Below are 13,920 nucleotides of genomic sequence, written 5' to 3'. Positions count from 1 at the left end.
TCCCCTCTCCCGACCCCCTTCGGGGGCCACCCTCCCCCGCAGAGGGGGGAGGGAGCGCGCGCGTTGCAGTGGCGCGTGACAACCCAAGCACCGCCCCCGCCGGCGACGTCCACGCCAGCCCGTCGGTGCGCCAGCTCGCCCGCGAGCTCGGAATCACCCTCGACCGCGTGCTCGCCACGGGTCCCAAGGGGCGGATCCTGCGCGAGGACCTGCACGCCTTCGTCAAGGCGGCGCTCCAGGCCCCGGCCCAGGCGCCGGCCGCCCCCTCGGGCATCGGCGCCGGCCTGCCGCCCTGGCCGCAGGTGGATTACGAAAAGTTCGGCCCGGTGCGGCGCGAGCCCCTGTCGCGGATCCAGACAATCTCCGGGGCCAATCTCAGCCGCAACTGGCTGACCATCCCACACGTGACCAATTTCGACCGGGCCGACGTCACCGAGATCGAGGCGTTCCGGGTCGGACTCAACACGGAGACGCGGACACCGCCGGCGCGGGTGACCATGGTGGCCTTCCTGATCAAGGCCGCCGCCCTCGCGCTGCGGGCCTATCCGCGCTTCAACACCTCCCTGGAGGGCTCCGACCTCGTCCTCAAGGACTACGTCCATGTCGGCTTCGCGGTGGACACCCCGAAGGGCCTGATGGTGCCGGTGGTGCGCGATTGCGACCGCAAGGGCCTGATCGAGATCGCCACCGAGATGGCGGCGCTCGCCGACAAGGCCCGGGCCGGCAGCCTCTCGGGCTCGGAGATGCAGGGCGGCTGTTTCTCGGTGTCGTCGCTCGGCGGCATCGGCGGCGACGGCTTCACCCCGATCATCAACGCCCCCGAGGTCGCGATCCTGGGCGCGGCGCGCTCGCGCACGGAGGCGGTCTGGGACGGCAAGGCGTTTCAGCCGCGCCTGATCCTGCCGCTCAGCCTGTCCTGGGACCACCGGGTCGTGGATGGGGTCGCCGCCGCCCGCTTCCTTGGCCACATCGCGTCGGTCCTGTCGGACCTGCGCCGGGCCGTGCTGTGACGGACGCCGCCATGACCGAGACCCGCGAGATCCGCGTCCCCGATATCGGCGACTTTTCCGGCGTACCCGTCATCGAGATCCCGGTGGCGCCGGGGGACGCCATCGCGCGCGACCAGACCCTGCTGGTGGTCGAATCCGACAAGGCGACCCTCGACATCCCCGCGCCTTTCGCCGGCCGATTGATCGAGATCCTGGTCGGCCTCGGCGACACCGTCTCGGCCGGAACCCTGATCGCCCGCGTGGCCAGGGAGGCGGAGACGACAGCGTCCGTCGATGCGCCCGCCGTCGCGCCCCCGGATGAGTCCTGCGACGTCCTCGTGATCGGCGGCGGGCCCGGCGGCTACGCGGCCGCTTTCCGGGCCGCGGACCTCGGGCAGCGCGTGATCCTGGTGGAGCGGGAGGCGACGCTGGGGGGCGTCTGCCTGAATGTCGGCTGCATACCCTCGAAGGCGCTGCTGCACGTGGCCGCCGTCACGGAAGAAGCCGGTCGCCTCGCCGCCCACGGGATCAGCTTCGGCCCGCCGGCGATCGACCTCGACAAGCTCCGGACGTTCAAGGCCGGCACCGTGCGGCGCCTGACCGACGGGCTCACCCAGATGGCGCGCCAGCGCAAGGTCGAGGTCGTGCGCGGCACCGCGCGCTTCACCGGGGCGAACGCGGTCTCGGTCGCGCTGCAGGCGAGCGGCAGCCGCGCCGTCGCGTTCAGGAGCGCCATCGTGGCGGCGGGCTCGTCGCCGGTGTCCCTGCCGATGCTGCCGGACGACCCCCGCATCGTGAACTCGACGGGCGCGCTGGAGCTACCGTTCGTGCCCCGCCGCCTGCTGGTGATCGGCGGCGGCATCATCGGCCTGGAGATGGCGACGGTCTACAGCGCGCTCGGCGCCCGGGTCGACGTGGTCGAGCGCCTGCCGAACCTGCTGGAGGGGGTGGACCGGGACCTCGTGGCGGTCTGGACCAAGCGCAACGCCCACCGGTTCGACCGGGTCCTGACCGGCGCGGAGGTTGTCTCGGCCACCGCCACCCCGGACGGCATCGCCGTCACGCTCGCGGGCGAGCCGGAGCCGCGGGTCTACGACCTCGTACTCCAGGCCGCGGGTCGGCGTCCGAACGGCGATGGGCTGGGCCTCGACGCGGCGGGCGTCGCGGTGGAGCGCGGCTTCGTGCCCGTGGATTCGCAGATGCGGACCACCGTGCCGCACATCCTGGCGGTGGGCGACCTCGTCGGGCAGCCGATGCTGGCCCACAAGGCGGTCCACCAGGGCCACGTCGCCGCCGAGGTGGCGGCCGGCCACAAGGCCGGGTTCGACGCCGCGGTGATCCCGTCGGTGGCCTATACCGATCCCGAGATCGCCTGGGCCGGCCTCACCGAGACCGCCGCGAAAGCCGCCGGCCGGGCCGTCGCGGTGGCGCGCTTCCCCTGGGCCGCCTCGGGCCGGGCCATCGCCAACGGCGCCGATTACGGGCTGACCAAGCTGCTGTTCGACGCGGAGACGCAGCGGATCGTCGGCGGCGCCATCGTGGGGCCGAGCGCGGGCGACATGCTCGGCGAGATCGTGCTCGCCATCGAGATGGGCGCCGACGCCACCGACATCGGGCGCACGATCCACCCGCACCCGACGCTCGGCGAGACCATCGGGCTCGCGGCCGAGGCGGCGCTCGGCCTCTGCACCGACCTGCCGCCAGCCCGGCGGTAGCAGCGGCCTCGACCCAAAGGCCGAGGTTGGGTAAACGTTCGCCCGCGAGGCCGGACGCGCCCGACCGGGCGTGAGACCAACAGGACGCCTCCACCCGGGGGGATTCGGGCCGAGACGATGCGGTGGACCGAATTACGCTCTCCGGGGATTCCCGATGCCCAGACTCACCTTCGCCGCCCTTGATCCACGGGCCGTCAGACGCTGCGTCGCCTTCCTGGTCCGGCGCGACTGGGCGCTCCATCTCGGTCTCGCGGCGGCGCTGGCGGGCCTTCCGATGAGGCCGTCGGCGGTCGCGGCGGAGGCTCCGGCCGCGACCCAGCCGCAGGCCGCGCTGATCGCCGCGCTGCAGGGCCGCGTGCTGGCGGCGCACAGCGCGACCCTGGCGCTGGAGAGCTGGTGCGCCGACCACAGGCTCGCCGGCGACCCGCACCTCGTTGCCTGGCGCATGGACGTGGCCGACAAGCCGCTCAGCGCCGCCCAGCGTGCCCGCCTGGCGATCGGTCCCGACGAGCCCGTGCGTTACCGCCGGGTCCGGCTGGCCTGCGGCGACCGGGTGCTGTCGGAGGCGGACAACTGGTACGTCCCGGCGCGCCTGACGCCCGAGATGAACGCGACCCTCGACGGCACCCGCACGCCCTTCGGCCGGGTGGTGCGCCCCCTGGAGCCGACCCGGCAGACCATCGCGGTCCGCCCCTTCGCGCAGCCGGCGGCGCCCGGCCCCGACGACAAGCTGTTCGAGATCGACGCCGTGCTCTCCACCGGGGCCGGACAACCGTTCTGCGAGGTCGCCGAGACCTATCTGGGCGGTGCGCTGCCCGAAGCGTCGCGGTAAGACGGCGTCCCACAGAATCGGTTCGGGAGGATGAGGATGCGGCGTACGGTCTTGCGTTCGGTCTCAGCGGCACTTGTGGTCTCGGCGGCTCTGGCGTCCGGCGGCCCGGCCCTGGCGGCCGATCCCGCGGGCCTCTGGCTGACCGAGACCGGCAGCTCCCGGGTGAAGGTCACCCCCTGCGGCGGCGGCTATTGCGGCACCATCGTCAGCGCCCCCGGCAAGGCGCTGGACGCCAAGAACCCGGACCCGGCCCTGCGGGGCCGCAGCGTCGTCGGCGTGCAGATCCTGAACGCCCCCCAGGCGGACGGATCGGGCTACAGCGGCTCGCTCTACAACCCGAACGACGGGAAGACCTATTCCGGCGCGCTGCGGCTGACCGGCCCGAACGCCCTCGAAGTCTCGGGCTGCGTGATGAGCGTGTTCTGCAAGCGCCAGACCTGGACGCGGGTGAACTGACCCGCTTCGTGACCCGGACGATTCGCGCCGCCGCCCGCGCAACCTGTTTGGTCGGACCGGCCTCCGCCCGAGTGATCGCATCCCCGACCGGCACCGTGGTCGTCGTGCCGCCCGGCCCCCCGGGGTGGTGACGCCGCAATCGAACGCCACCGGTGCCGAGAGCGCCCTCACCGACTCGCCGACGGGACGGCCGGCGGACTCGATCTCCAACGATTCCGCCGCTGCCGGCAACGCCAACCAGTCCTCGCAGGTCGCCCCCAGGGCGGAGGCGGCGGGCAGTAGACATACCTCGCCAGGGCCTGTCCCGGACGCGTCGTTTGCGTTCGGGGCAACCTCCGAAGGTGGCGCCACCAGCCCCTACGCGGTGTTTAAGCCGAAGTCGGGATTGTGTTGTCCCGCTTGACCAGTGCCCCTGGTCTTTACAGACGCCGTCCTGAAAACAGCCTCTTCATCCCGGCGCGCCGTAGGCGAGCCCGGGATGACAGGGTAGCGGCTGGAATGCGCGCGGAAACCTTGGATCCGTGAGGACAGTGGGTGCCGTGGCTTCAGGATGGGGGTGGGACCGTCCCACTATCCTCAAGCCGCGTCGGTCAGCGCCTGCTCGATCGCGTCGAGCGCCGCCTCGGCACCGGCACCGTTGGGGCCGCCGGCCTGGGCCATGTCGCGACGGCCGCCGCCACCCTTGCCGCCGAGCGCGCCCGCCCCGGCCCGCACCAGCCCGACCGCGTCGTAACGGCCGGTCAGGTCCTCGGTGACGCCGACCACGAGGCCCGCCTTGCCGTCGGCCGCGACCCCGACGATCGCCACGATGCCGGAGCCCAGGCGCTTCTTCTCCTCGTCGATGATCGGCTTGAGGTCGCGCATGTCGAGCCCCTCGACCACCGAGCGCCGGAATGCCACGCCGCCGATCTCGCTCTGGCGGGCGTTGGACCCCGATCCGGTCTCACCGCCCATCGCCAGCTTGCGCCTTGTGTCGGCGAGCTCCCGCTCCAGGCGACGCTTGTCCTCCATTAGCGCGGTGAGGCGGTCTGGCGCCTCCGCGACCGGGGCCTTCAGGATGCCGGCCAGCGCGGCCAGCGTGCGGGCCTCCTCGGCCCGGTGGCGGCGCGCCGCGTCGGCGGTAAGCGCCTCGATCCGGCGGACGCCGGCCCCGACCGCGCTGTCGCTGACGATGGTGATCGCCCCGATATCGCCGGTGCGCCCGGCATGGGTGCCGCCGCACAGCTCGATGGAGAAGTTCTTGAGCCGGCCGCGGTCGGTCTCGGCGCCGGACGCGTCCACCGGCAGGCCCATCGAGACGACCCGGACCTCGTCGCCGTACTTCTCGCCGAACAGGGCCCGGGCGCCGGACGCGATGGCGTCGTCCACGGCCATCAGCTTGGTCACCACCGGGGCGTTCTGGAGCAGCACCGCGTTGGCGATGTCCTCGACCCGGGCCAGCTCGTCCGCCTCGATCGGCTTCGGATGGCTGATGTCGAAGCGCAGCCGCTCGGGGCTGACCAGAGAGCCCTTCTGGGCGACGTGGTCGCCGAGAACCTGCCGCAGGGCCTCGTGCAGGAGGTGCGTGGCCGAGTGGTTGGCACGGATCGCCTTGCGGCGGGCGTGGTCGACCTTCAGCTCCACGGCCTGTCCGAGCCCGAGGGTACCCGCCTCCACGCTGACGTGGTGGACGAACAGGTCCCCGAGCTTCTTCTCGGTGCCGGTGACGCGGACCTTCAGGCCTGGCGCCAGGATCAGGCCGGTATCGCCGACCTGTCCGCCGGACTCGGCGTAGAACGGCGTCTGGTTGACCAGCGCGAGGCCGGTCTGCCCCGCCTCGAGGCTCTTCACCTCGGCGCCGTCGCGCAGCAGCGCGGTCACGATGCCCTCGGCGGCCTCGGTCTCGTAACCCAGGAACTCGGTGGCGCCGACGCGCTCGCGGATGCCGAACCAGACCGTCTCGGTGGCGGCCTCGCCGGAGCCCTTCCAGGCCTCGCGCGCCGCCTGCTTCTGGCGCTGCATCGCGGCCGTGAACGCCTCGGTATCGACCCCGATGCCCCGGGCCTTGAGGGCGTCCTGGGTGAGATCGAGGGGGAAGCCGTAGGTGTCGTACAGGGTGAAGGCGGTGTCGCCCGAGAGGTTTTCGCCGGCCTTGAGATCGCGTGTCTCGGAATCGAGGATCGACAGACCCCGTTCCAGGGTGCGGCGGAAGCGGGTCTCCTCCAGCTTCAGGGTCTCGCCGATCAGCGCCTCGGCGCGCATCAACTCGGGATAGGCTTGGCCCATCTCGCGCACCAGCGTCGGCACCAGGCGGTACATGGTCGGCTCGCGGGCGCCGAGGATCTCGGCATGCCGCATGGCCCGGCGCATGATCCGGCGCAGCACGTAGCCGCGCCCCTCGTTGCCCGGCAGCACGCCGTCGGCGACCAGGAACGAGGCGGCGCGCAGGTGGTCGGCGATCACCCGGTAGGACGCCATCGTGGCGGGCTCGGGCGCCCGCGAGACGGCGTGCGCCACGGCGTCGATCAGCGCCTTGAACAGGTCCGTGTCGTAGTTCGAGTGCACGCCCTGGAGGATCGCGGCCATGCGCTCCAGGCCCATGCCGGTATCGATCGAGGGCCGGGGCAGCGGGTTGCGCACCCCCGGCTCCAGCTGCTCGTACTGCATGAACACGAGGTTCCAGAACTCGAGGAAGCGGTCGCCGTCCTCGTCCGGGGAGCCGGGCGGTCCGCCCTGGAGCGCCGGGCCCTGGTCGATGAAGATCTCCGAGCACGGGCCACAGGGGCCGGTGTCGCCCATCTGCCAGAAGTTGTCGGAGGTCCCGATCCGGATGATCTTCTCATCCGGGAAGCCGGCGATCTTTTTCCACAGGTTCGCGGCCTCGTCGTCGTCGGCGTAGACGGTGACGAGCAGCCGGTCGGGCTTGAGGCCGAATTCCTTGGTGATCAGCGTCCAGGCCAGCTCGATCGCGCGGTCCTTGAAGTAGTCGCCGAACGAGAAGTTGCCGAGCATCTCGAAGAACGTGTGATGGCGCGCGGTATAGCCGACGTTGTCCAGGTCGTTGTGCTTGCCGCCGGCCCGCACGCATTTCTGCGCCGTGGTGGCCCGGTCGTAGCCGCGCTTCTCGACGCCCGTGAAGACGTTCTTGAACTGCACCATGCCGGCGTTCGTGAACATCAGCGTGGGATCGTTCTTCGGAACGAGGCTCGAGGAGGGCACGGCCTCGTGTCCCGCACGCGCGAAGAAGTCGAGGAAGGTCGACCGGATCTCGTTGACGCCGCTCATCGGGGCAGAACTCTAAGCAGGGCTCAAGGGACTGGGCCGCCACCCGTTTCAGGCGCGACCCGCATGCCGCCCTCTTAAGGACGGATCAGGCCCGAGTCACGGGCGCCCCGCCGCGAAATCACCCCGGCCCGCCCCATCGCCGCCACAAGCACGGCCGTGTTGTCGCCACATCTGTCAAGCGATGGTGTGTCCGTGGCGCCGTCAAGGGCGCGTGAGGATTCGGGTAGACGATGCAGGGCCGCACGGTCGGATCGCCGAGGAACGTCACGGGTCAGCAGGGCCGGTTCGGCTCCGGCCGGGCCGATGCCATCACCGCACAGCCGATGCTCGGCCGTGCCCACGGGAGCGTCCCGGCGCTGGCCCGCTCGGTGCTGACGATATCGCTGATCGCCGGCGGCCTCAGCGCCGCGCTGATCGGCTCGGGGGTCGATCTCGGCAAGGTCGGGCTGAGCCAGGCGGTCTCCTCCGCGCAGGCCGCCACCGAGCCGCCGATGCCGCGCCCGCGCATCCACACCGTCGCTCTCAGCGAGGAGCTGGAGCGGACCCCGCTGCGCGCGTCTGCGAGCTTTGCCGCCGTGCACGACCTCGACACCGCCGTAGGCTCCAACGGCGTCGACCGCGTGTCCTACGATTTCCTGCTCTCGGAGAGCGCCGGCGGCGACCCGAACGACATCCTCGAATTCGGCCCGATGAAGATCCGGCGCCACCTGGTGCAGACGATCGTGCGGGCCGCCCAGGCGGTGCAGACCGACCCGGTCCTGCTCATGGCGGTGGCCGACAAGGAGTCGAGCTTCGTCACCGCGGTCCAGGCCAAGACCTCCTCGGCCACAGGCCTCTATCAGTTCATCGAGCGCACCTGGCTCGGCGTGGTCCGCGACTTCGGCGCCAAGTACGGGCTGGAGAAGGAGGCCGCGCTGGTCACCGCCGACGCCAACGACCGGCCGGCGATCACCGACGCCGCCGAGCGCGCCCGGGTGCTCGAGTTGCGCCGCGACCCCTATCTCTCGGCGCTGATGGCCGGCGAGATGCTGAAGCGCGACGCCGGCCGCATCGCCCAGCGCATCGGCCGCGAGCTCACCCTCGGCGAAGTCTACCTCGCCCACTTCCTGGGCGCGGACGATGCCGGGGAGTTCCTGGCCAACGTCGTCAACAAGCCGGCCGCCGCCGCGGCCGTGCTGCTGCCCGGCCCGGCCCGGGCCAACCGCTCGATCTTCTTCGCCGCCGGACGCTTCGTCGGCCGCGGCCGGCACCGCAAGCCGGCCAGCCTCTCGGTGGCGCAGGTCCACGAGAAGTTCGAGGCGATGATGAGCACCCGCGGCACGCGGTACCAGAACGTCCAGGCGGTCTCGGGGATCATGGCCTACGCGGACGCCGCCACCGGCGTCGCCACGCAGTAACAGCACAGCGAGCGGGCCTCTATTCGCGGTCTCGCGCGCAACTCCCGGCGTCCCGTCGACGTTCGTCCACAAGCGCCGCGCTCACCTGCGGCGTGACACGGAGACTTCGGGGGAAGTTCTTGAGAAAGCCTCTGACGGGCACGGCCGCGCCGCTCACCGATACGCTCTCGCCGAGCAGCATGCCGCTCGACCAGATCGGGCAGACGCTGGCGTCGATCTACGACGACCTCATGTCGGAGGGCGTGCCGGAACACCTTGCCGCCCTGGTGCGCCGGGTGCGGCAGGCCGAGGTCGAGCCGTCCGTCGCTCCGACGCCGAGCCCGCAGGCCGCCGAGGCGGCGAGCCCGCGCCTGGCGCTGGTGGTCGAGGACGACCCGCAGCTGCGCGCGCTGGCCGAGACCCTGCTGGAGGAGACCGAGCTCGAGGTCGTCGGCTGCGACAGCGCCGAGGCCGCCCTGGTCGTGCTCCAGGCCCGCGGCGGCGACGTCGCCCTGGTCTTCGCCGACATCCAGCTCGCGGGCGCCATGACCGGTCTTCAGCTCGCCCGCGCGGTGGCGACCCTGTGGCCCCGGGCCCGCCTGGTGGTCACCACCGGCCAGGGCGGCCGCCGGCCGGACCTGCCGAGCGAAGCGGTGTTCATCGCAAAGCCCTGGCGCCCCTTCGACGTGCTGGTGGAGGCCGAGCGGGCGACCACGGATCCGGCACCTCCGGTCACCTGAGACGGCGACAGGCCCGGCCCTTGCATTGACGGTCGACGTATCGGCGCGAGGAGCCTCCAGTTTGCCGATCCTGTCCGTCCGTCACCGCACGGTCTACCGGTACCGGCGCCCGGTCGCCTTCGGCGAGCACCGGATCATGTTCCGGCCCCGGGACAGCTACGACCAGCGCCTGATCGAGGCCTCACTCGAGATCACACCCGAGCCCACGGCCCTGCGCTGGATGTTCGACGTGTTCGGCAATTGCGTCGCGGTGGCGACCTTCGGGGGCCGGGCCGAGACCCTGACCTTCGTGTGCGGGATCACCCTCGACCACACCCCCGAGCACGCCCCGGTCTTCCCGCTGGCGCCCCACGCCACCCATTACCCGTTCGGGTACGGGGTCGAGGACATGCCCGACCTGTCCCGGTCGATCGAGCGGCAATGGCCCGATCCGCGCCACGAGGTCGATGCCTGGGCGCGCAGCTTCATCCCGGCCGACGGCCGGATCCCGACCCAGGAGCTGCTCGCCGACATGACCCGGAGCGTGCGGGCGAACTTCACCTACCTCGCCCGCTCCGAGAAGGGCGTGCAGGAGCCGCTGACGACCCTGCGCAGCAAGCGCGGCTCGTGCCGGGACTTCGCGGTGCTGATGATAGAGGCGGTCCGGGCGCTCGGCATGGCCGCCCGGTTCGTCTCCGGATACCTGTATAACCCGCGCAACGACCGCGCCCGCCATGTCGGCGGCGGCTCGACCCATGCATGGCTGCAGGTCTACCTGCCGGGCGCCGGCTGGATCGAGTTCGACCCGACCAACGGGATCGTCGGCAACCGCGACCTGATCCGCGTGGCGGTGGCGCGCGATCCGGCGCAGGCCGTGCCGCTGCACGGCTCGTTCTTCGGGCTCGCCAGCGACGATCTCGGCATGCGGGTGGACGTCGATGTGGTCGAACTGCCTGACGACGAGGCACGAACACCAGGATTTGAAGCTCATCCGCCGATCGTGGCGCGTTGAGCCCGCGGATCCGGATGGAACATGCGGGGCGACCCGCCGGGGCGAGAGGACAGCAGGTGGCCGCGATGAAGATCAGGACGGGTTACGATATCGGCTTCAGCCTGACCCAGCCCACGCCCATGGTCCTGATGCTCAGCGTCCATCCCTCCCGGATGCCCGACCTGCTGACCCCGCAGGAGATCCGGTTCGATCCGTGGGTCCCGTCGCATACGTACCGGGACGTGTACGACAACGTCTGCCATCGCATCGTCGCGCCGCCCGGCCTGATGACGATCTCGGCCGACTTCACGATCCAGGATTCCGGGCTCCTCGACGCCTACGTCCCGGAGGCCCAGCAGATCCCGGTCCAGGACCTGCCGGACGACGTGATGGTCTTCCTGCTGGGCTCCCGCTACTGCGACACCGACAAGCTCTCCCAGACGGCCTGGTCGCTGTTCGGCAACACGCCCGAGGGCTGGGCCCGGGTGCAGGCGATCGTCGCCTACACGCACGAGCGCATCCGGTTCGACTACCAGCGCGCCGACGCGACCCGCACCGCCCATGACGGCTTCATGCAGCGCGAGGGCGTCTGCCGCGACTTCGCGCATCTCGCGGTGGCGTTCTGCCGGTGCATGAACATCCCGGCCCGCTACGCCACCGGCTACCTCGGCGACATCGGCGTGCCGAAGGACCCGGCGCCGATGGATTTCTCCGCCTGGTTCGAGGTCTACCTCCAGGGACCCGACGGCCCGCGCTGGTACACGTTCGACGCGAGGCACAATCGCCAGCGGATCGGCCGCATCGTCATGGCCCGGGGCCGCGATGCCACCGACTGCGCGATCTCGACCAATTTCGGCTACGCCCACCTGGCGCGCTTCGACGTTCACACCGACGAGGTCGCGTGACGCGTCGGTGATCACGAACGATGGTTACTGATGTTCGGAGCGGGGCGATGCAGAGCGCAGGGTGTGGCGCGCGGCACGCGCGAACCCGCTTACGTATTCCAACGTCAGCGAAAATCTTCTTCGGCGGGTGGAACTGCCAACCTATGCTCACGCTTGTAATAGCAAAGGTTATCGCACAGGCAGGCACACCATGAAGACCTCGGCCACCGCCCTCGCGGCGCTCCTTGCCGCAACTGTTCTGTCCGCCGCGCCGGCGCTGGCCGCCCCGGCCTACGATCCCTTCGGCACCAACGGCGCCGAGGAGTATTACTCGGATCCGGGCCAGTACGGGTACCAGGGCACCCCGGGCTACGGCCAGGGCGTGCAGGACGCGCCGCAGGCGCAGGTCCAGCCGATCCCCCGCGAGATCGTGGCGTTCAACGCCCCCTACGCGCCGGGCACGATCGTCGTCTCCACCGCCGAGCGCCGCCTGTACTACGTGATGGGTAACGGCGAGGCGATCCGCTACGGCGTCGGCGTCGGCCGGCCGGGCTTCAGCTGGAGCGGCGTCAACAAGGTCACCGCCAAGCGCGAGTGGCCGTCCTGGACGCCCCCGAAGGCCATGATCGCCCGCCGCCCCGACCTGCCGCGCTACATGGCCGGCGGCATCGAGAACCCGCTTGGCGCCCGCGCCATGTATATCGGCAGCACCGAATACCGCATCCACGGCTCCAACGAGCCGGACACGATCGGCCAGGCGGTGTCTTCGGGCTGCATCCGGATGACCAACGACGACGTCACCGATCTGTACGAGCGTGTGAAGGTCGGCGCCAAGGTCGTCGTGCTGAACTGAGCTGACGACGGATCCGGATCTTCGGTACCCGCCTCATCGTGAGGCTGAGGGTGAGGTGATCCGGGCGCACAGAGCTTTCTGGACATGAAGCCGGCCGGTCACCGTCGTGACCGGCCGGCTTTTTCGTTGCCGAGCACCTGTCGGCGCCGCATCGTCGCCGGAACGACGCGGCGTCGTCTGGACGACCGCCGCATAACGGTAAGTCTCCGCGCCTCCACCTCGGCCCACCACCATCCCTAGACCCCGGCCGTCGCGGATAGCGGACGGAACGAGGCTCAGCGCGCTTCGTCGGCGTCCAAGATCGGTCGCCGCACGGGGGCATCGAAACGGGTCCGGTCGAGGTCGATCTCGAAATCGACCGCATCGGACCTCAAGACGCCTTCTGGTGCGGTCGAAACATGAAGGCGCCACCCCTCATCCGTCCGCTCAAAGGGTTCGACGCGCATCTGGTTCCGGTAGATCGGGGCGACGTGGCGCAGCGTCGGCAGGGACTTGAAGAACTTGAGCTTGCCGCCCCTGTCATAGTCCATCGTCGAGGGCGACAGCACTTCGACCACCGCGAGCGGCTAAAGAGCCGCGGCCAGGGGGCGATGGCAACCCACCGTCGTTGACGGCCCATCGGGGCCGCGACGTCGGACTGTGCCTACCGCGGCCCGCCACCCCGACGCAGGGCGACCTCCTGGCCCTGACTGTCGAGGGCACCGGACGGGTGCAAACAATCCAAATGACCTATCCCGTTGGTTTCGATCGGGTATCAGGGTGGTTGGACGCCGGCTCAGCAAGCGTCGCAGATGCTGCCGAGGACGGGGTCGAGATCCTTCTGGCGCGTCGTCCGCGCGTTCGGATCGTGCAGCGGAGCCGCCGCACGCCCCGGCGGGACCGTCTGGCCCACCGACGAGCGGTAGGGCGCGTTCACGGTCGTCTCGGGTCCGCCGCCCGTGCCGGTGACGGGGTCGGCCTGCGAAGCATCGACGCACGCCGGCGACGCGATCAGGCCGAGGATCAGTCCGGCTCGCTTCAGGCTCGTGCGTGTCATGGCGCGACGGCTCCTCAATGCCCTTCGGGTTGATGGCGAAGTCTTCCATCAAGAGGCCGCCATCGCTCATGGCGGCTGCGACGGGCTCCCTCTCCCAAGCGCGAGAGGTTTGGGGTGCGAGGCGCGCCGCTTACGCCGGGGTCGCACCCATCACGCTGTTCCGATCCCGGGCGGGGGACGGGTCCCGCGACCGATCAGCAGCGGTTTCCACCGGCGGTCTGGCCGTACTGCTTCACGGGACGCGTCTGCTGGTTGGCGTTGCCCTCGGCCGCCGAGCTCATCGGACAGCCCTCGTAGTAGGGGTTGTCGTGGACGCCGAGGCCGAGCGAATGCGTGGCTTCGACGTCGTAGGGCGCAAAGCCGGTCCAGCGGGCACCGTTATCGGCCATGGCAGACGAGACCGGGGCAACGCCAAGGAGAAGGGCGGTGACGGCGGCGGCGATACGGGTCTTCATAAATAAACTCACGCTCTTACAAGTACGGTTCGATTGGTCGAACCCGCTTCCTCTTGCTTGAGACTGATATGGGGACGCCAACGCCATCGTGACGTGCCGGCGCGCACGCACCGGTGGGGATTAAAAATTGGCGGCGCCTTATCGCGACTGCGCGCGTATTGCGCCGCCATTTTACAACTTTTGATAATGCCGCGTGCCGCGCGGGTATCGGAACGGCGGCGTCAGGCGAGCACGGCGATCGTGGGCTTCGACAGGTTCCGCCCGTGGAGTCCGGATCGGCGCCCCGTCCATGCATCGCACCGATCGTTCCGGTTCTCCGATGCGAAGCCCGGACTGAGAACGCGCCTTAT

Annotated in this window: 13 protein-coding genes; 9 read left to right on the top strand and 4 right to left on the bottom strand. The window is 70.6% G+C overall.

Translation table 11 applies throughout. The features are described from left to right. From FV242_RS19645 to FV242_RS19630, 4 genes are all read left to right on the top strand, one after another. Nucleotides 1-1,010: 2-oxo acid dehydrogenase subunit E2 (locus tag FV242_RS19645; protein WP_246692784.1), on the top strand; the 1,010-nt coding region annotated here is incomplete at its 5' end. An 11-nt stretch (nt 1,011-1,021) separates the two neighbouring features. Continuing rightward, nucleotides 1,022-2,704: a dihydrolipoyl dehydrogenase gene (gene lpdA / locus FV242_RS19640; protein ID WP_147940077.1), complete on the top strand. Its 1,683-nt coding sequence runs from the start codon at nt 1,022-1,024 to the stop codon at nt 2,702-2,704. A gap of 154 nt (nt 2,705-2,858) precedes the next feature. Next, nucleotides 2,859-3,536 carry a hypothetical protein gene (locus tag FV242_RS19635; protein ID WP_147940076.1) on the top strand — a complete coding sequence of 226 codons (678 nt, stop codon included), beginning with the start codon at nt 2,859-2,861 and terminating at the stop codon, nt 3,534-3,536. Between the two features lie 36 nt (nt 3,537-3,572). Further along, nucleotides 3,573-3,992 carry a DUF2147 domain-containing protein gene (locus FV242_RS19630; RefSeq protein ID WP_147940075.1) on the top strand — a complete coding sequence of 140 codons (420 nt, stop codon included), beginning with the start codon at nt 3,573-3,575 and terminating at the stop codon, nt 3,990-3,992. 576 nt (nt 3,993-4,568) lie between these two features. On the opposite strand, the gene alaS is transcribed toward FV242_RS19630, so the two are convergent. After that, the gene (gene alaS, locus FV242_RS19620; protein WP_147940074.1) at nt 4,569-7,256 is read right to left on the bottom strand and encodes an alanine--tRNA ligase; all 2,688 of its coding nucleotides are present in this window, start codon (nt 7,254-7,256) and stop codon (nt 4,569-4,571) included. A 230-nt stretch (nt 7,257-7,486) separates the two neighbouring features. Here alaS and FV242_RS19615 point away from each other — a divergent pair, with 230 nt between their 5' ends. The 5 genes from FV242_RS19615 to FV242_RS19595 all read left to right on the top strand — a co-directional run bounded on the left by FV242_RS19615 (nt 7,487) and on the right by FV242_RS19595 (nt 12,079). Next, nucleotides 7,487-8,653, top strand: a complete 1,167-nt coding sequence (locus FV242_RS19615; RefSeq protein ID WP_147909925.1) for a transglycosylase SLT domain-containing protein — start codon at nt 7,487-7,489, stop codon at nt 8,651-8,653. 179 nt (nt 8,654-8,832) lie between these two features. Continuing rightward, the gene (locus FV242_RS19610) at nt 8,833-9,372 is read left to right on the top strand and encodes a response regulator (protein WP_147909935.1); all 540 of its coding nucleotides are present in this window, start codon (nt 8,833-8,835) and stop codon (nt 9,370-9,372) included. A gap of 61 nt (nt 9,373-9,433) precedes the next feature. Then, entirely contained in the window at nt 9,434-10,363 is a 930-nt protein-coding gene (locus FV242_RS19605; protein WP_147940073.1) for a transglutaminase family protein, read from the top strand. Between the two features lie 65 nt (nt 10,364-10,428). Further along, nucleotides 10,429-11,247 (top strand): transglutaminase family protein, encoded by an 819-nt coding sequence (locus FV242_RS19600; protein WP_147909926.1) that lies wholly within the window; start codon nt 10,429-10,431, stop codon nt 11,245-11,247. 190 nt (nt 11,248-11,437) lie between these two features. After that, nucleotides 11,438-12,079, top strand: a complete 642-nt coding sequence (locus FV242_RS19595; protein WP_147909927.1) for a L,D-transpeptidase — start codon at nt 11,438-11,440, stop codon at nt 12,077-12,079. Nucleotides 12,080-12,354: 275 nt separating this feature from the next. On the opposite strand, the gene FV242_RS19590 is transcribed toward FV242_RS19595, so the two are convergent. The 3 genes from FV242_RS19590 to FV242_RS19580 all read right to left on the bottom strand — a co-directional run bounded on the left by FV242_RS19590 (nt 12,355) and on the right by FV242_RS19580 (nt 13,570). Next, nucleotides 12,355-12,636, bottom strand: a complete 282-nt coding sequence (locus tag FV242_RS19590) for a hypothetical protein (RefSeq protein ID WP_246692783.1) — start codon at nt 12,634-12,636, stop codon at nt 12,355-12,357. A 218-nt stretch (nt 12,637-12,854) separates the two neighbouring features. Then, nucleotides 12,855-13,115 carry a hypothetical protein gene (locus tag FV242_RS19585; protein WP_147940072.1) on the bottom strand — a complete coding sequence of 87 codons (261 nt, stop codon included), beginning with the start codon at nt 13,113-13,115 and terminating at the stop codon, nt 12,855-12,857. 194 nt (nt 13,116-13,309) lie between these two features. After that, a complete protein-coding gene (locus FV242_RS19580) occupies nt 13,310-13,570 on the bottom strand; it encodes a hypothetical protein (RefSeq protein WP_147909929.1) in 261 nt (86 codons plus the stop codon). Nucleotides 13,571-13,920 lie beyond the last annotated feature (350 nt).

Source organism: Methylobacterium sp. WL64 (assembly GCF_008039945.1).
Lineage (GTDB): Bacteria > Pseudomonadota > Alphaproteobacteria > Rhizobiales > Beijerinckiaceae > Methylobacterium.
Note: the sequence above shows the minus strand (reverse complement) of the source record. Positions and strands in the feature narration are given on the sequence as shown.